Genomic DNA, 16,504 nt, shown 5'->3' with positions numbered 1-16,504 from the left:
GATATCAGTCGGTGGCGACCGTCAGTTCAGGCCCGCGTACGAGTGCAATCCCGACACCACCATGTTGATGATGAACAGGTTGAACAGCATTGCGACGAAGCCCGCCACGTTGATCCATGCGGCCTTGGTGTCGCGCCATCCGGACGTCGCGCGGGCGTGCAGGTAGGCGGCGTAGATCACCCAGGCGATGAACGACACCGTCTCCTTGGGGTCCCAGCCCCAGAATCGGCCCCACGCCGCCTCGGCCCAGATCGCGCCGAGGATGACTCCGGCACCGAACAGCGGGAACCCGATGATGGTGGTCTTGTATGCCAGGCGGTCCAGTGTCTGCGCGTCCGGCAACCGCTCCGCGATCCGCGCGAACAGGCTCGTCCCCTCCTCGCCGTGCGGGTACCGCATGCGCAGCAGGAACAACAGGCTCGCGATGCCCGACACGAGGAACACACCGGAACCGACGCTCACGATGGTGACGTGGATCGGCAGCCAGTACGACCGCAGCGCGGGCACCACGGGTGCCGCGTCCGCGTACAGCACGGTGGCGGCGAGGAACATCAGGATCAGGACGGGAACGAGCAGGAACACCCACATCGACCGGTACGCCGGCTTCGACAGCAGTGCGAGACCGACGACGAGCGCGGCGGCGCAGGCCATGGTCACGAACTCGTACATGTTGCCGAGCGGGAACCGCTCGGTAGCGAATCCGCGCAGCACGATCGACGCGAAGATCAGTACCGTGCCGACGACGAGCACGGCGGCGCCCATGCCGCCGAAACGCTCGGACAGGGGCTTCTTCGGCTGCTCGACCACCCGACCGGGGACGTCGGGCGCTTCGGACGGGCGAGCGCCGGATCCGGCCGACACGAGTTCCCGGTCCTGCACGGCCTGCGCACGGGTGGACGCGTACTGCACGATGAGCAGCACGAGCGCCAGCACCAGCACGGTGAAGGCTGATCGGAAGGCCCAGTCGCTGTATTGCGCCAGTGTCTCGTTGGTCGTCATCGTTGGCTCTCCTGCGCGTCAGGCTTCGTGTCGTCCGTGAGCAGACGGGTGCAGAGCCGGCCGAACTCGTCGCCCCAGCCGGCCTGATCGGTCCGGGCGAGTCCACCAAGCTCTACTACAGTACGTCGTGGCCGCGGCTCGGCGGCGTCCGCGGGGTAGATGCGAGCCCAGATCCGGCGGCGCTTGACCAGCAGCGAGACGAGCAGTCCTGCCATCATCGTCAGGGCCGACACCAGCACCCACTGCTGCGCCGGGTCGTGCGACACCTGCAGGTTCACGAAGTCCACGGCGCCGTCGAACCGCACCTGGGTGCCGTCGGACAGGGTCGAACTCTCCCCCGGCTTCAGATTCACCCGGTCCTGCTTCACGAGGCGGCCCTGGTTGATCAGTTCCGTGTTGAGCGAGAACAGCGACTGCGGGTTGCCCGTGTCGAGGCCGGTGTCGCCCTTGTAGATGTCGATGGCGACGGCCGGGTCGTTCATCGCCGGGAAACTCGACGCCAGCAGGTTGCCGTGCAGCAGCGCGGTCGGGGCGAACAGCCCCTCGATCGCGATCTGGTTCTTCCGCCGCTCGTCGGTGTCGGGGTACATGCCGCCGGGCGGGTCGAACCGCATCGCGCCGCTGCTCAGGAATGTCGTCGCGTCGTCGGGACGCCACTGCAGCGTCTCGGTGCGGGTTTCCCCGTTCGGGAACGTGACGGTGAACGTCGGCGCATACCCGTGTCCCTGAAGGTAGACGCGGTCACCCTCGACGCGCAGCGGGTGGTTGACCTGCAACTGCCCGTCCCGCCAGGTGTTCGTCTCGAGGTCGTCGCCGGCCTGGTAGGCGATGTTGGACGTGAACATCTCGGCCTGACCGCTGTCGAGGTAGTCGGCGGCGAAGTCCTTCACCTTGATGCACAGCGGCGTCATGCCGGTGCCGTCCTGGGTGTTGCCCGCCTTGAACGAGTCGAACACCGCGGGCGAGGTGGTGCAGAACCCCGGACCGTTGTTGGCGACGACGATCACGTTGCCCTCGTAGCCGAACAGCTTGCCGACGGCGATCGCGACGAGCAGCGCGACGAGCGACAGGTGGAAGACGAGGTTGCCGAGTTCGCGGAAGTAGCCCTTCTCCGCGGAGATGGTGATCTCGCCGTCGTGGGCGGCCCGTTCCCCGCCCGCGCGGGTCTCGACCCGCCACCCCTTCAGGTGGGTGCGGATGCGCGCGGCGAGTTCCTCCGGTGTCTCGTCAACCCGGTCCTCGTGGTGGTGCGGCAGTCGCGCGAGGTTCCGCGGGGCGGGCACCGGACGGGTGCGCAGCGCCTTGGCGTGGTCGACGCAGCGGGGCAGGATGCAGCCGACGAGGGAGATGAAGAGCAGGACGTAGATCGCGGTGAACCAGAAACTGCCGAACACGTCGAACAGTTCGAGCTTGTCCATCCACGGACCGAGGGTCGGCCGGTTCGCGATGTACTCGTCGACCTTGCCTGCGTTGAGGCTGCGCTGCGGCAGCAGCGCGCCCGGGATCGCGGCGAGGGCGAGCAGGAACAGCAGCACCAGCGCCGTGCGCATGGACGTGAGGCCGCGCCACGTGTTGCGGACCAGCGCGAACGCGCGGCCCGGCAACGATTGACGGGGCACCGGTGCGGCTTCCGGGGCCTCGGGAGTCTGGATGTCGCTCATATCGGCAGGGTCACTTCCGAGATAAAGGCGTCGCGAACCCAGCCGACGAACTGGTCCCACGCGCCGGTGACGAGGGCGATACCCACGGCCACCAGCATGATTCCGCCGAAGATTTGAATCGTGCGCGCGTTGCGGCGCAGCCAGCCGACGCCGCGCAGCGCGCGGGACGAGCCGAGCGCGAGGATCACGAACGGCAACCCGAGGCCGAGGCAGTACGCGACGATCAGGGCCACTCCGCGGGCCGCGGTGGCACCGTCGGTGCCCGCGGCGAGGGAGATGACGCCCGCCAGGGTCGGTCCGAGGCACGGCGTCCAGCCCAGCGCGAAGACGGCACCGAGCAGCGGGGCCCCGGCCAGGCTGGAGATGCGCCGCGGCTCGAGCCGGGTGTCGCGCTGCAGGGCCGGGATCAGACCGATGAACACCAGGCCCATGGCGATGGTGACCACTCCGCCGACCCGCATCAGGACGTCGCGGTTGATCGCGAGGGCCGAGATGGCGCCGAACACCGACGCGGTGGCCAGCACGAACACCACAGTGAAACCGGCGACGAACAGGGCTGCGGCGCCCGCGACCCGCAACCGTCCGTCCGACACGGTCTTCGTCCGGGTGGCTGCTTCCTCAGCGGTGACGGCCGGGGCGTCCGCACCGACGACACCCGCGAGGTAGGACAGGTAACCGGGGACGAGCGGCACGACGCACGGCGACGCGAACGACACCAGACCGGCGAGGACGCACGCGCCGAGCGCGAGCAGCAGCGGTCCGGTGGCCGCGGTGGACTGGAAGGCGTCGCCGACGCCGCCGGCGAGAAGGGCAGTGCTGGTGTTCACGATTCCTGTGCCACCCGTTCGACCACCGGCTTCAGGTCCTCGACGAGCAGTTCCTTCAGGAACACCGCGGCCACGCGGTGTTCCCGGTCGAGCACGATCGTGGTGGGGATGACGCTCGTGGGGTAGTTCTGACCCAGCGCGATCATCGTCCGCATGGCGGGGTCGTAGATCGACGGGTACGACACCTTGTTGTCGATCACGAAGTCCTGCGCCTTGTCCTGCTGGTTGTCCCGCACGTTGATCCCGAGGAACGACACGCCCTGGTCCTTGGTCTCCTCGTACACCTGCTCGAGGTCGTTCGCCTCACCCCGGCACGGGCCGCACCACTGCCCCCACACGTTGAGGACCACGACCTGACCCTCGAAATCGTCGATCGAGGTGGTCTTACCCTCGGTCATCAGATCGGGTCCGGACACCGTGCCGATGGTGCCGCGGTCGGCAGGCGGGTCGTAGAAGATCTCCGTCTGACCGCCCGGCGACACGAAGTCGAACGTGCCGCCCTGAGCCACGGCGTCGTCGCCGGACGCACACGCCGACAGCGACACCGCGGCCGTACAGATCACCGCGAGAAGCCCGGCGAAGCGCCCCCGGTTCATGCCCCGGTCACCCTCGGATCCGACGCGCCCGCGGGCTCCGAGTACACGATGTCGATGAGGGTGTCGCCCTCGTAGACGAGCGACGTCAGCGACGCGAGACCGCACTGCCGGTGGCGCGGATCGTGCCACAGCCGCTCCCCCTGCAGGAACCGGCGGAGGGTCCAGACGGGGAGTTGGTGGCTGACGACGACGGCCTCGTGTCCGACCGCCGACACGCGGGCGGTGTTGACGGCGGCCAGCATGCGGTGCGCGATCTGCAGGTACGGCTCGCCCCAGGACGGTGTGAACGGGTCGCGCAGTTTCCACCAGTGCCGGGGACGGGACAGCGCGCCGTCGCCGACGGAGACCTTGAGTCCCTCGAATTCGTTGCCGGCCTCGATGAGGTTCTCGTCCGTCGCGATGTCGACGCCGTGTGCGTCGGCGATCGGGGCGGCCGTCTCCTGCGCCCGCTGCAGCGGTGAGGACACCACGTGCGTGATGTCGTGCTTGGCCAGCACCGACGCCACCGCGCGGGCCTGCGCCTCACCCGTCACCGACAGCCGGAACCCGGGGAGCCTGCCGTAGAGGATCCCTCGCGGGTTGTGCACCTCGCCGTGCCGGAGCACGTGCACGATGGTGCGGGTCTGTGTGTGGTCGGGATGATCGGCTTCGGTCACGTTGCGGTTCCTCGGGTCGGGGCGGGAGGTCAGGTGGGTGTCGGCGGCGGGGCCGCCGGCCCCCGGAGGGGAAGACTCGTCAGGGCTGGACGGCCGCGGCGGCGGCCTTCGCGGCGTGCGGCAGGGCGTCGGCGATGATCGAGAATGCGGTGTCGTCCATGGCGGCGGAGACGAACCACGCCTCGAACGCGCTCGGCGGCGGGTACACCCCGCGGGAGAGCAGTCCGTGGAAGAAGGCCGGGAAGCGCCAGGTCTGGGCGGCCTTGGCCTCGGCGTAGTTGGTGACCGGGTCTTCGCTGAAGAACACGCTGAGCATGGTGCCCGCGGTCTGCACGCGGTGCGGCACGCTCGCCGCGGTCAGTGCGTCGGACAGCAGCGTCCGCAGGGTGGCGCTGTTGCGTTCGAGGGCGTCGTACACACCCTGGTCCGCGGCGCGCAGGCTGGCGAGCCCGGCGGCGACGGCGACCGGGTTCCCGGACAGGGTGCCTGCCTGGTAGACGGGTCCGGCGGGGGCGAGGTGCGCCATGACGTCGGCGCGGCCACCGAACGCGGCGGCGGGCAGACCACCGCTCATCACCTTGCCGAACGTGTAGAGGTCGCCGGCGACGCCGTCGAGCCCGAACCAGCCGGCGGAGCTGACCCGGAATCCGGTCATCACCTCGTCCATGATGAGCAGTGCGCCGTTGTCGCGGGTCAGCTTGCGCAGGCCCTCGTTGAATCCGGGCTGCGGCGCCACCGCGCCCATGTTGCCCGCGGCGGCCTCGGTGATGACGCACGCGATCTGGCCCTCGTTCGCGGCGAAGGCCTGGGCGACGGCGTCGAGATCGTTGTAGGGCACGACGATGGTGTCCTCGGCCTGCGCGCCCGTGACGCCGGGCGACGTGGGGAGGCCGAACGTGGCCAGTCCCGAGCCGGCGTCGGCGAGCAGCGCGTCGACGTGTCCGTGGTAGCAGCCGGAGAACTTGAGGACCTTGGTCCGGCCGGTGAATCCGCGGGCGAGGCGGACGGCGCTCATGGTGGCCTCGGTGCCGGAGTTGACCAGCCGCACCTTCTCCACCGGTGCGACGCGGCGGACGATCTCCTCGGCCAGTTCGATCTCGCCCTCGGTGGGCGCGCCGAACGAGAGGCCGGTGGTGGCCGCCTTCTGCACGGCCTCGACGACGGCGGGGTGCGCGTGCCCGAGGATCATCGGTCCCCAGGAGCAGATGAGGTCGACGTAGTCGTTGCCGTCGACGTCGGTGAGCGTGTAGCCGGACGCTTCCCTGATGAACCGCGGGGTGCCGCCGACCGAGTGGAACGCCCGCACCGGGGAGTTGACACCGCCGGGAATGACCAGATCAGCCCTCTCGAAGAGCTGGGCGGAGCGGGAAGCGTGCACGTCGGGGTCACCGGAGGAAACAGTCACGGCCTCCAGTGTCCCAGTTCTGTCGAATTTGCCAACGACAGGGTGTAGTGGGTGGCCAGGATCACTCTGCCCGATCCGTCGCGCCGGGACGTTCCGGGACGAGCGAGGCGAACATCGCCCGCATCGCCATCATCGCCATCCGTCGATGATGCACCGCGTGCCGACCGGAGCTCACAGATTGCCGCGGGCCGCCTGTTCGCGCTCGATGGATTCGAAGAGGGCCCGGAAGTTACCTGCCCCGAACCCCAGCGATCCGTGCCGTTCGATCACCTCGAAGAACACCGTCGGCCGGTCGCCGAGCGGTTTGGTGAAGACCTGCAGGAGGTACCCGTCCTCGTCGCGGTCGACGAGGATTCCGCGTTTCTGCAGTTCCCCCACCGGCACCCGCACCGTGCCGATGCGGGCTCGGAGTTGCGGATCCTCGTAATAGGCGTCGGGGGTGGCCAGGAACTCGACGCCCTCAGCCCGCAGCGCGTCGACGGTCGCGAGGATGTCGCCGGTGGCGAGGGCAAGATGCTGGCAGCCCGGCTCACCGTAGAACTCGAGGTATTCGTCGATCTGCGACTTCTTCTTCCCCACCGCCGGTTCGTTGAGCGGGAACTTCACCCGGTGGTTGCCGTTCGCCACGACCTTCGACATGAGCGCCGAGTACTCGGTGGCGATGTCGTCGCCGACGAATTCGGCCATGTTCGTGAATCCCATGACCCGGTTGTAGAACCGCACCCAGTGATCCATCCGGCCCATCTCGACGTTGCCGACCGCATGGTCGAGCGCCTGGAACAGGCGAGCCGGTTTCCCCGGCCGCGCCGCGTAACCGCTCGAGCGCGAGACGAATCCCGGTAAGTAGGGGCCGTCGTACCGGCTGCGGTCGACGAGGGTGTGCCGGGTGCTGCCGTAGGTGGCGATCGCCGCGAGCCGCACGGTGCCGTGCTGATCGGTGACGTCTCGTGGTTCCTCGAGGATGGTGGCCCCCTGGGAGCGTGCGTGTGCGATGCAGCGGTCGACGTCGAGCACCTCCATGGCCAGGTCCACCACGCCGTCGCCATGGGCCCGGTGGTGGTCGGCGAGCGGGCTCTTCGGGTCCACGGCGCCGTGCAGCACGAACCGCGCCGTTCCGGATTCGAGGACGAACGACTTGTGCGAGCGCTGCCCGGTCTCCGGCCCGGCATAGGCGACGAGGGTCATGCCCCAGGTGGAGACGAAGTACTGCATGCTCTGCGTCGCATTGCCGCACACGAACACGACGGCGTCCATCGCGACCACGGGAAACGGGTCCGCGGTGTCGTCGTGTTCGACGAGCCCGACCAGCTGCCGGAGCTCGTCGGTCTCCAGGTGTGCGGCCACTTCGTGCGGCGTCAGGCGGATGTCGGCGATAGTCATACCCCACTGTGATCCAGCACACACCGCTGCGCAACGGTGCTTCTTGACGCTGTTCACTCTGTACAGAATGCTGGATCAAAATACGGATCGACCCTACATATTGACCAGGGACGCCATGAACATCGATCAACTCGACGCCGCACTGCTCGACCTGCTCCATGCCGAGCCGAAGGTCGGCGTGCTGGAGGCGTCGCGACGCCTGGGGGTGGCGCGCGGCACGGTTCAGGCGCGACTCGACCGGCTCGAACGCACCGGCGTGATCACCAGTTCGGCACCGACCCTCGACCCGGAGGCGCTGGGGTTTCCCGTGGTCGCGTTCGCCACCCTCGAGATCGCCCAGGGCAACGGACACGCCGCCGTCGTCGAGCATCTGACCGCCATTCCCGAAGTGCTGGAAGCGCACACGATCACCGGCGCCGGCGACGTCCTGGTCCGGGTGGTGGCCCGCACCCACGCCGACCTGCAGCGGGTGATCAACTCGATCGTCGACGGGCACAACGTCCTTCGTTCGTCGACGGTCATCGCGACGCAGACCCAGATCGCGCTGCGGCACGACCAGCTGGTCCGCGCCGCGGTCCCACCACCGCGCGCCTAGGGGTCCTCGGAACCCAGCTCGTCCAGCAGTGCACTGAGCAGGTAGCAGGCGTCGTCGAAACGGTCGTGGCCGACGAGGCCGCCCCAGTGGCGCTCGATCTCGGCGACCCGTATCGCGGCGTCCTGCAGCGCCTGCCGCCCCCGCGTGGTCGGGACGACGAGTTTCGCCCGCCGATCCCGCGTGTCCGGCACCCGCTCGACGTACCCGAGTTCCTCGAGATCGTTGATCAGTTCGGACGCGGCGGACAGACTCAGTTCGGCCCGGGCGGCGATCTCGGTCAGCCGCCGCCCGTCCCAGCCGATGTTGCCGAAGATCTGCAGATGCGGTGGCCGGATGTCGCCGTACCCGCGCTCCGCCATGGGTTCGCTCAACTCCCGGCGGAACTCGTGCAGCAGACGGACCAGCAACTGTCCCACCGCCGGCCGATCGGTCGGCAGACCTCTTGACCGTTCCATGACACAGGAGAATACTACGGTTACCGAAGTTTCGGTTTCCGAAGCAATTCTCGAGACGTCACTCATCTGGGGCATCCCATGGACACACGAACGATCACCCGCACGATCCCGACGAGCGTCGGGAACCTCGCCGTCCACGTCACCGGCAGCGGACCGCCGACCGTGCTCTGGCACAGCCTTTTCGTCGACTCGACGACGTGGGCTCCCCTGCGCAGCCACCTGGTCGCGGATCGGCGGCTGATCTCGATCGACGGACCCGGCCACGGGGAGAGCACCGCCGTGCAGCGACGGTTCACGCTGGAGGAGTGCGCCGCGGCGGCCGTCGCCGTCCTCGACGCGCTCGACATCATCGAACCCGTCGACTGGGTGGGCAACGCCTGGGGTGGACACGTCGGACTCGTCGCGGCCGCCCACAGTCCCGACCGGTGCCGCACCGTCGTGACGATCGGGACACCGACCCAAGCCCTCACCCGACGGGAACGCGCCAGGATCGTGCCGATGGTGTGGGCCTACCGCATCGCCGGGCCGATTCCACCGCTCACGACCGCGGTGATGAACGTCCTTCTCGGCAAAGAGCTTTCACGGAATCACCCGCAGCAGTTCCAGGCCGTCTCCCGGACCTTCCGGCAGGCGCCGCGGCGTGGCATGCACGAGGCGATGCAGTCGATCATGCTGCACCGCGAGGGGCTGGACCCGCTTCTCCCCCGGATCGGTGCACCGACGCTGATGATCGTCCCCCGCGCAGACACGATGATCTCCCTCGAGCAGGCACGTGCCGCCGCGGCGACTTTGCCGCACGGCGCGGCCACCGCAGTGGACGGCGCCGGCCACGTCACACCACTGATCGCGGATCCGGCCACCCTCGCCGACGTGATCACCGCGTTCTGGCGCGACCCGGTGCGATACCTGGCCGCGCTGTGATCACGTCGGCGGACCTCCCGTGACGAGCGGCCGTCCGGTGCCGGACCCCGTCGGTCCGGGACAGGAGTCGGTGTGGGACTACCCGCGACCGCCCGCGGTCCGGCGGAGCGACGAGCTGGTGGAGGTGTGGTTCGGCGGACAACTCGTCGCGCGCACCCGCACCCCGTTGCGAGTGCTCGAGACGAGCCACCCGCCGACGTACTACCTGCCGCGGTCGTGCTTCGCCGACGGCGTCCTGCGTCCGGTCGCCGGGAGCACGGTGTGCGAGTGGAAGGGGCGGGCGGACTATTTCGACGTCGTCGCGGGCGGACACGTCGCCGAGCGTGCGGCGTGGCACTATCCGCGGCCAGTTGCCGGCTACGACCTCCTTCTCGGGCACGTGGCGGTCACGCCCGGACCGATGGACGGCTGTTTCGTCGACGGCGAGCGGGCGCGACCCCAGGCGGGAGGGTTCTACGGCGGCTGGATCACCGATCGGGTGGTCGGCCCCTTCAAGGGTGGGCCCGGCAGTCGTTTCTGGTGATCGCCGCGGTCACACGCCTCACCCACTATCGTGAGACTCGTCCTTCTCCCACGGCGGCAAGTCGTCGACGATCAGGGCAACGAACCACGGCAGCGGAAGCGACACACCGATGATCGCCACAGCCGCCCACGGGTTGCCGGTGACTCCGTAGACCACCGCCGACAGCAGGAACGCGAAAGTCCTGCCGGACGCCACGATCACGTACCTGCGCACCCGTCGCCGATGCTGTTCCTCGAGTGACACCGACGCCGTGGTGATGCTGATCGGGTGGCGTGCGGTGCCACTCGGCGCGGAGGCCCACCGAGCGCCTGCACCTGTGACGGCGGACCGTAGTGCGTGGGAAAAGCTCACCGCACGGGAGTACCCGATACCGTCCCGGTCAGTCGCGGATGCCGCTGCGAATCCAGTGCTGGATCCGCCAGATCACGTTGTACGGGTTGAAGGGTGCGACATCGGAGGTGTCCCACTCCTAGGCGACCGCAGATGCTTAGGGTCCGCGATGAATTAACTTCGTTTTCGAGTGTGGTGAGGCTATCGTTGTGCTGTGGCGGATGCGGTGGACACTCTGGGGCGGCGTTTCGAGGCGATGCGTGCGCATTTGACGGAGCGGCAGCGCCGGTTGTGGCTGGGGACCGAGGCGGCACAACTCGGCCCCGGCGGGGTGGCCATCGTGGCCGCCGCGACGGGCGTGGCCGCCGACACCGTGCGCCGGGGACGCACCGAAGCCGAATCGATATCCGATGTGCCGGTAGAACGTTCACGTAAACCCGGCGGCGGACGTAAACGCGCCGAAACGCACGAGCCCGAGATCGTGGCCGCGCTCGAGGCGCTGATCGATCCCGACACGCGAGGGGACCCGGAGTCGCCGCTGCGATGGACCTGTAAATCCACCCGCACACTCGCGCGCGCTTTGACCGAGAAGGGTTTTCAGGTCAGCGATTTCGTGGTCCGACGGCTACTGAAGGAACTCGGCTACAGTCTGCAGGCCAACGCCAAGACCGCCGAGGGTGGCCAGCACCCCGACCGCGATGCCCAGTTCCACTATCTACACGATCGGACCGAGGAGCACATGGCCTCATCGGATCCGGTAATCAGCGTGGACACCAAGAAGAAAGAGTTGGTCGGGCCTTACAAGAACGGTGGACGGGAATGGTCCCCGGCCGGGCTGCCCGAGAACGTCAAGGTCCACGACTTCATCGATCCCGCCCTCGGCAAAGCCAACCCGTACGGCGTCTACGACGTCGCCGCCGACGCCGGATGGGTCTCGGTGGGCACCGACCACGACACCGCGGCGTTCGCGGTGTCCACCATCGGCCGCTGGTGGGACGCGGTCGGGACCGACGCCTATCCGCAGGCCGGCCGACTGCTGATCTGCGCCGACGGCGGCGGATCGAATGGATACCGCACCCGGCAATGGAAGACCGAACTGGCCGCCCTCGCTTCGCGCACCGGGCTGACTATCACCGTCTGCCACCTGCCCCCGGGCACCAGCAAATGGAACAAGATCGAACACCGCTTGTTCTCCCACATCTCAATGAACTGGCGCGGACGCCCCCTGACCAGTCACGAAGTCATCGTCGAGACCATCGCCGCCACGACCACCCGCACCGGGTTATCCGTGCGCGCCGAACTCGACACCACCGAATACCCCACCGGCATCAAGATCCCCGACCGCGACATGGCATCCCTGGCCGACACCGGAATCCTCACCCGCCACGACTTCCACGGCGAATGGAACTACACCCTCCACCCACACCCCGACACGCCCGAACCCGACTAACTTATTTCATCGCGGACCCTTAGAGCAAGAATGCTTCTCGGCGGTATCGGTATCGCCGGTTCCGCGACCGACGCCGCGCGCCTCACAGCGACGGCTACTGTCGAGTCATGGCCACCACAGCTGACCACTTGAGAAGCACACTCGACGGACGCTGGCGGGAGGTACGCGAGCGCGTCAGGGCGGAATTGTCCGGCGCCCCCGACTTCGCCCCGCACTACACCCCCGACCTCGACGAGGCCCGCGCCAAGGCGCTGGCACAGTTGCGCGTGCTCGCGAGCAACGGCTACGCGGCCGCCGGATTCGCGAAAGACCATGGTGGCACCGGCGACGCCGGCGCCGCCGTCACGAGCATCGAGATGCTGGCGATGTCCGACCTGTCGCTGATGGTCAAGGCCGGCGTGCAGTGGGGACTTTTCGGCGGCGCGATCGAGAATCTCGGCACGGCGCGCCATCACGAGGCGTACGTGAAGCGTCTCGTCGACCTGGATCTGCTGGGTTGTTTCGCGATGACGGAGACGGGTCACGGCAGCGACGTGCAGGCGCTCGAGACCACCGCCACGTACGACCCGGAGACAGCCGAATTCGTCGTCCACTCCCCCACACCGTCCTCGCGCAAGGATTACATCGGCGGCGCGGCGCAGCACGCGACGACGGCCGCGGTGTTCGCGCAGTTGATCACGGGCGGCGAGTCCCGGGGCGTGCACTGCTTCGTGGTGCCGATCCGGGACGAGGAGGGCAACGACCTCCCCGGCGTCCACACGTCGGACTGCGGCTACAAGGGTGGCCTCCCCGGGGTCGACAACGGCCGGATCACGTTCGACCAGGTGAGAATTCCGCGGGAGAACCTGCTCAACAAGTACGCCGATGTCGAGCCGGACGGCACGTACACATCACCGATCGACAACGCGAACCGCCGCTTCTTCACGATGGTGGGCACTCTCGTGCGCGGACGCGTCACCGTCGGCGGGTCCGCGGGCGCCGCCGCCCGTGTCGCGCTGTCGATCGCGACCCGTTATGCCTTGCAGCGCAGGCAGTTCAACGCGCCTCAGGCCGAGGACGAAGTGCTGCTCATGGACTATCTCGTGCACCAGCGCAGGCTGTTCCCGCTGATCGCACGCTCCTACGCACTGCAATTCGCGCAGAACGAACTCGTCGCCACGATGCACGAGATCCAGAGCCGTGACGACGCCGACCCCCAGGAACAGCGCGAACTCGAGGGCCGCGCCGCCGGGCTCAAGGTGGCGAACACCTGGCACGCCACCCGCGCGATCCAGGAGGCCCGGGAAGCGTGCGGCGGTGCCGGGTACATGGCCGAGAACCGGCTCACGGCGCTGAAGGCGGACACCGACGTGTTCACCACGTTCGAGGGCGACAACCACGTCCTGACTCAGCTGGTGGCCAAGGAACTGCTCACGTCGTATGCGGACGAGGTGCGCGGCATGAGCCCCGTCGAATGGATGCGGTTCGCGGCCACGACGGTCTCCGACGTCGTCAAGAAGCGCACCGCCGCACAGCAGATCATCCAGACGATCCTCGACACGAGGCAGGACAACGAGGAGGACGGCAGCCTCTTCAACCGCGGCACCCAGCTCACGATGTTCGAGGATCGGGAGCAGTACCTGCTGTCGACCGCCGCCCGCCGCCTGCAGGGTGCGCAGAAGCGCGAGGAGAACCCGTTCGACGCCTTCAATTTCGTGCAGGATCATGTGCTGCACGCCGCGCAGGCTCACATCGACCGGATCGTGCTCGAGGCGTTCGTCGCCGGCATCGACGAGTGCGAGGACGACGAGGCCCGCGACCTGCTGAGCGATGTCTGCGACCTCTACGCGCTGAGCGTGATCGAGGAGGACAAGGCGTGGTTCATGGAACACCGGCAACTGTCGGTGGAGCGGTCGAAGGCGGTGCAGAGGGGAATCAACGAGCGGTGCCGGTCGTTGCGGCCGCACGCGCAGACGCTCATCGAGGGGCTCGGGGTTCCCGAGGCGCTACTCGGCTCCGCGATGCTCGACGGTCCCGGGACCGACACCGTCCGCAAGACCCAGATCTTCCGGTGACGGGGCCGGCTCGGCGGGTTCGCCCGCCGGGCCGGGTCGTAGCCGGCGCACCGAATCGATCACCAGCAGTCCGGCGACCGCCACCAGTGCGGCGGCGACGGCGATCCACGACCCCGTATACGCGGTGCCCTCGAACGAGGGCGCACCCGGCGCGACGGGACCGAATTCCGACGTGACCCGGGCGTGGTTCCAGCACCACACTGCGACGGCGAGGGCGGCCACGGCGCCGAGCCACTCCGCGGCCGCCGTCACGGTCCGGCGGTTCATTCGGAAGATCCTCCCGCCGAATTCGCGAGCAGCGATTCGAGTTGCGCGCGCAGTGCCACGTCGTCCTTCGCCCACGCCTGCACGAGGGCGCCGCCCCGCAGTCGCAGTCCGATGCCCTTCCGGCGTCGCGGAACCGCGGACAGTTCGCCCAGACTCCGGGCGGTTTCCCACGGCTGCTGCTCGTACGACTCGGGGTCGGCGGGGGGCATGATCTTCAGAATCTCGGTGATCGGCAGGTCTTCGGTGCCCTGCCGCAACGACGACGTCGTGAGTTCGACGCTCGCATGCCTGCGCGCGGCCACCACCTGCACGTAGACGAACCCGCTGAGCAGCACCGCGAACAGCGACAGCGCGAACCAGTGCACCACAGGGCCGGTCAGAAGTTCGATGATCAAGGCGATCAGGCAGAACACCGGACCGAACGCCAGCATCCGCCAGCGGGCGCCCGGCTCACTGAACAGGACGGCAGTTTCGCTCACACGCTCATCCTGCGACATCGCGGTCCGCGAGGAATACGTGGGGCTCGTCAGGACAGCACGCCGGGGATCACGACGAGCAACAGAGTCAGTAGCACGAAGGCCACGATGATCGCGAACATCATTGCTTCTTTGCGAGACCCGTGTGCTCGATCGTCAGCGCGCATGGAGAAAAGTCCTTCGGTCGAAATGAAGTCTGCCGTTCTACCCTTGTGACGTACTTCACGGTACATCTTTATATTTCACGAGCAAATCGAAGCTACTCGGCGGAGGGTGGCAACCTCAGGAAGTAGCTGTTGGAATCCTTCCGGTGCATCAGCACGACGGCGCCGACTGCCACCACGGCCTGCAGGATCTGCACGCCGCCGAGTGCGAGCGCGGAAGCGCTTCCGTCCGATCCGATACCGAAGAGCACCGGGATCGTCCACACCACCATCATCACGCACGCGATGGTGATCAGCATCCTGGCCCAGTTCCGGCCCTTCCGCATGAAGTGCACGAACAGGACGAAGAGCCCGGTGAGGATCAGAATGAGGACGACCGTGAACCCGATACCCACGTAGAACAGCTTCTCCACACCGTCGCGGGTCATGTCGACCTCGCCGGACGTGAAGCTGGGGTTCTTCATCAGTTCGTCGACGAACGTCGACTTCTCCCCCACCACGAGAACCATCGCGGCCAGCGCCTGGACCAGACCGAGCACGGCCACCACCCACAGCAACTGGGCCGCGGTGCCGACGTCGACCGGTGCCGGACGTTCGGGCTTCGGCTGCGGCACCGGCGGGGGGTACGGGAAATTGTGCGGGGACGGGCTCTGCTGATGCGGGGCCTGGTGCGGCGGTGTCGGTGGCCACTGCTGGGTCATGGCACCACCGTATCCGCCTGCGAGGCGATCACAACCAGCCCGCCGCTTCGGTCGCCCAGTAGGTCAGCACGACGTCGGCGCCCGCGCGGCGGATGCTGGTGAGCGATTCGAGGATCGCGGCGTCCCTGTCGATCCAGCCGTTCTGCGCGGCGGCCGTGATCATCGAGTACTCACCCGAGATCTGATACGCCGCAACGGGCACCGGCGAGCGGTCCGCCGTCTCGCGCAGGATGTCCAGGTACGACATCGCCGGCTTCACCATCACCATGTCGGCACCCTCGTCGACGTCGAGGTCCACCTCACGCAACGATTCGCGGCGGTTCGCCGAATCCTGTTGGTACGTACGGCGATCGCCCTGCAACGACGAACCGACCGCCTCACGGAACGGCCCGTAGAACGCGGAGGCGTACTTCGCCGAGTACGCGAGCTGACCGACGTCGGTGTAACCCTCGCCGTCGAGCGCCTTCCGGATGGCGCCGACCTGGCCGTCCATCATTCCGCTCGGCCCGAGCAGATGCGCACCGGCCTCGGCCTGCGCGACCGCCATGTCGACGTACCGCTGCAGCGTGAGATCGTTGTCCACCGCACCGTTCGCGTCGAGAACACCGCAATGGCCGTGGTCGGTGAACTCGTCCAGACAGGTGTCCGCCATGATCACCGTCGCGTCGCCGACTTCGTCTGCGAGCCAGCGCAATCCGCGGTTCAGAATACCGTCCGGATCGGACGCACCCGAACCCTCGGGATCCTTGTCGTCGGGACGCGGCACCCCGAAGAGCATGAGCCCGCCGAGCCCCGCCTCGGCCGCCTCCGTGGCCGCCCGCCGCAGCGAGTCGGGGGTGTGCTGGAACACGCCGGGCATCGACGAGATCTCGCGAGGCTCGTCGATCCCGTCCGCGACGAACATCGGCAACACGAGATGCCGTGGCTCGAGCGAAGTCTCGGCCACGAGCCGGCGCAGCGCCGGCGTCCGGCGGAGCCGTCGCGGGCGGTGGGTCGGAAACACGGACATGCCCTCCTTCGTCGGGCCTGTGAGTGGTTGACGAG

Annotated in this window: 17 protein-coding genes and 1 pseudogene; 5 read left to right on the top strand and 13 right to left on the bottom strand. The window is 68.1% G+C overall.

The genetic code is table 11. The features are described from left to right. Positions 1-21: 21 nt before the first annotated feature. From ccsB to hppD, 7 genes are all read right to left on the bottom strand, one after another. Positions 22-999 (bottom strand): c-type cytochrome biogenesis protein CcsB, encoded by a 978-nt coding sequence (gene ccsB, locus CJ179_RS19665; RefSeq protein WP_072939922.1) that lies wholly within the window; start codon positions 997-999, stop codon positions 22-24. Beyond that, positions 996-2,660: a cytochrome c biogenesis protein ResB gene (locus tag CJ179_RS19660; RefSeq protein ID WP_095862562.1), complete on the bottom strand. Its 1,665-nt coding sequence runs from the start codon at positions 2,658-2,660 to the stop codon at positions 996-998. Before CJ179_RS19660 ends, ccsB begins: the two co-directional genes overlap by 4 nt. Beyond that, positions 2,657-3,487 carry a cytochrome c biogenesis CcdA family protein gene (locus CJ179_RS19655; protein ID WP_072939917.1) on the bottom strand — a complete coding sequence of 277 codons (831 nt, stop codon included), beginning with the start codon at positions 3,485-3,487 and terminating at the stop codon, positions 2,657-2,659. The genes CJ179_RS19660 and CJ179_RS19655 overlap by 4 nt, the downstream gene beginning before the upstream one ends. Continuing rightward, positions 3,484-4,083 carry a TlpA disulfide reductase family protein gene (locus tag CJ179_RS19650; RefSeq protein WP_095862561.1) on the bottom strand — a complete coding sequence of 200 codons (600 nt, stop codon included), beginning with the start codon at positions 4,081-4,083 and terminating at the stop codon, positions 3,484-3,486. The genes CJ179_RS19655 and CJ179_RS19650 overlap by 4 nt, the downstream gene beginning before the upstream one ends. Continuing rightward, positions 4,080-4,739, bottom strand: coding sequence for a histidine phosphatase family protein (locus CJ179_RS19645; RefSeq protein WP_043826371.1), 660 nt, complete (start codon positions 4,737-4,739; stop codon positions 4,080-4,082). Before CJ179_RS19645 ends, CJ179_RS19650 begins: the two co-directional genes overlap by 4 nt. A gap of 79 nt (positions 4,740-4,818) precedes the next feature. Then, entirely contained in the window at positions 4,819-6,144 is a 1,326-nt protein-coding gene (hemL, locus tag CJ179_RS19640) for a glutamate-1-semialdehyde 2,1-aminomutase (protein WP_095862560.1), read from the bottom strand. A gap of 171 nt (positions 6,145-6,315) precedes the next feature. Then, positions 6,316-7,524, bottom strand: coding sequence for a 4-hydroxyphenylpyruvate dioxygenase (gene hppD / locus CJ179_RS19635; RefSeq protein ID WP_095862559.1), 1,209 nt, complete (start codon positions 7,522-7,524; stop codon positions 6,316-6,318). Positions 7,525-7,639: 115 nt separating this feature from the next. On the opposite strand from hppD, the gene CJ179_RS19630 reads away from it, so the two are divergent. Continuing rightward, positions 7,640-8,119 (top strand): Lrp/AsnC family transcriptional regulator, encoded by a 480-nt coding sequence (locus CJ179_RS19630; RefSeq protein ID WP_012688922.1) that lies wholly within the window; start codon positions 7,640-7,642, stop codon positions 8,117-8,119. Here CJ179_RS19630 and CJ179_RS19625 read toward each other — a convergent pair. Continuing rightward, positions 8,116-8,574, bottom strand: a complete 459-nt coding sequence (locus CJ179_RS19625; protein WP_179377614.1) for a MarR family winged helix-turn-helix transcriptional regulator — start codon at positions 8,572-8,574, stop codon at positions 8,116-8,118. The two genes, CJ179_RS19630 and CJ179_RS19625, sit on opposite strands and share 4 nt — an antisense overlap. 78 nt (positions 8,575-8,652) lie before the next feature. Here CJ179_RS19625 and CJ179_RS19620 point away from each other — a divergent pair, with 78 nt between their 5' ends. Both CJ179_RS19620 and CJ179_RS19615 read left to right on the top strand, forming a co-directional pair. Further along, positions 8,653-9,495, top strand: a complete 843-nt coding sequence (locus tag CJ179_RS19620; protein WP_095862557.1) for an alpha/beta fold hydrolase — start codon at positions 8,653-8,655, stop codon at positions 9,493-9,495. A 19-nt stretch (positions 9,496-9,514) separates the two neighbouring features. Next, a complete protein-coding gene (locus CJ179_RS19615) occupies positions 9,515-10,018 on the top strand; it encodes a DUF427 domain-containing protein (protein ID WP_095862556.1) in 504 nt (167 codons plus the stop codon). Between the two features lie 18 nt (positions 10,019-10,036). Here the strand turns inward: CJ179_RS19615 and CJ179_RS19610 are convergent, their stop codons facing one another. Beyond that, positions 10,037-10,369 (bottom strand): DUF3099 domain-containing protein, encoded by a 333-nt coding sequence (locus CJ179_RS19610; RefSeq protein WP_095862555.1) that lies wholly within the window; start codon positions 10,367-10,369, stop codon positions 10,037-10,039. Positions 10,370-10,604: 235 nt separating this feature from the next. On the opposite strand from CJ179_RS19610, the pseudogene CJ179_RS19605 reads away from it, so the two are divergent. Together CJ179_RS19605 and CJ179_RS19600 are read left to right on the top strand one after the other, a co-directional pair. Continuing rightward, positions 10,605-11,780, top strand: a pseudogene (locus tag CJ179_RS19605) (ISAzo13 family transposase); the annotation flags it as partial. Between the two features lie 125 nt (positions 11,781-11,905). Next, entirely contained in the window at positions 11,906-13,852 is a 1,947-nt protein-coding gene (locus CJ179_RS19600; RefSeq protein WP_072939890.1) for an acyl-CoA dehydrogenase, read from the top strand. Here CJ179_RS19600 and CJ179_RS19595 read toward each other — a convergent pair. The 4 genes from CJ179_RS19595 to hemB all read right to left on the bottom strand — a co-directional run bounded on the left by CJ179_RS19595 (position 13,784) and on the right by hemB (position 16,463). Then, positions 13,784-14,119 carry a hypothetical protein gene (locus CJ179_RS19595; protein ID WP_095862553.1) on the bottom strand — a complete coding sequence of 112 codons (336 nt, stop codon included), beginning with the start codon at positions 14,117-14,119 and terminating at the stop codon, positions 13,784-13,786. The two genes, CJ179_RS19600 and CJ179_RS19595, sit on opposite strands and share 69 nt — an antisense overlap. Further along, complete coding sequence (locus tag CJ179_RS19590) at positions 14,116-14,598, bottom strand: hypothetical protein (RefSeq protein WP_095862754.1); 483 nt, start codon at positions 14,596-14,598, stop codon at positions 14,116-14,118. The genes CJ179_RS19595 and CJ179_RS19590 overlap by 4 nt, the downstream gene beginning before the upstream one ends. A 256-nt stretch (positions 14,599-14,854) precedes the next feature. Next, positions 14,855-15,460: a hypothetical protein gene (locus CJ179_RS19585; protein WP_072939885.1), complete on the bottom strand. Its 606-nt coding sequence runs from the start codon at positions 15,458-15,460 to the stop codon at positions 14,855-14,857. A 28-nt stretch (positions 15,461-15,488) separates the two neighbouring features. Further along, the gene (gene hemB / locus CJ179_RS19580) at positions 15,489-16,463 is read right to left on the bottom strand and encodes a porphobilinogen synthase (RefSeq protein ID WP_072940421.1); all 975 of its coding nucleotides are present in this window, start codon (positions 16,461-16,463) and stop codon (positions 15,489-15,491) included. Positions 16,464-16,504 lie beyond the last annotated feature (41 nt).

Source organism: Rhodococcus sp. ACS1 (assembly GCF_002300155.1).
GTDB lineage: Bacteria > Actinomycetota > Actinomycetes > Mycobacteriales > Mycobacteriaceae > Rhodococcus_F > Rhodococcus_F koreensis.
This window is presented reverse-complemented; position numbering and strand designations above follow the sequence as displayed.

What these genes read in the sequence shown, in the direction of transcription:
- CJ179_RS19620 (WP_095862557.1), top strand. Translation starts at nt 8,653, where the DNA reads ATGGACACACGAACGATCACCCGCACGATCCCGACGAGCGTCGGGAAC.
- CJ179_RS19650 (WP_095862561.1), bottom strand. Translation starts at nt 4,083, where the DNA reads ATGAACCGGGGGCGCTTCGCCGGGCTTCTCGCGGTGATCTGTACGGCC.
- CJ179_RS19585 (WP_072939885.1), bottom strand. Translation starts at nt 15,460, where the DNA reads ATGACCCAGCAGTGGCCACCGACACCGCCGCACCAGGCCCCGCATCAG.
- CJ179_RS19600 (WP_072939890.1), top strand. Translation starts at nt 11,906, where the DNA reads ATGGCCACCACAGCTGACCACTTGAGAAGCACACTCGACGGACGCTGG.
- CJ179_RS19625 (WP_179377614.1), bottom strand. Translation starts at nt 8,574, where the DNA reads ATGGAACGGTCAAGAGGTCTGCCGACCGATCGGCCGGCGGTGGGACAG.
- hppD (WP_095862559.1), bottom strand. Translation starts at nt 7,524, where the DNA reads ATGACTATCGCCGACATCCGCCTGACGCCGCACGAAGTGGCCGCACAC.
- CJ179_RS19630 (WP_012688922.1), top strand. Translation starts at nt 7,640, where the DNA reads ATGAACATCGATCAACTCGACGCCGCACTGCTCGACCTGCTCCATGCC.
- ccsB (WP_072939922.1), bottom strand. Translation starts at nt 999, where the DNA reads ATGACGACCAACGAGACACTGGCGCAATACAGCGACTGGGCCTTCCGA.
- CJ179_RS19595 (WP_095862553.1), bottom strand. Translation starts at nt 14,119, where the DNA reads ATGAACCGCCGGACCGTGACGGCGGCCGCGGAGTGGCTCGGCGCCGTG.
- CJ179_RS19660 (WP_095862562.1), bottom strand. Translation starts at nt 2,660, where the DNA reads ATGAGCGACATCCAGACTCCCGAGGCCCCGGAAGCCGCACCGGTGCCC.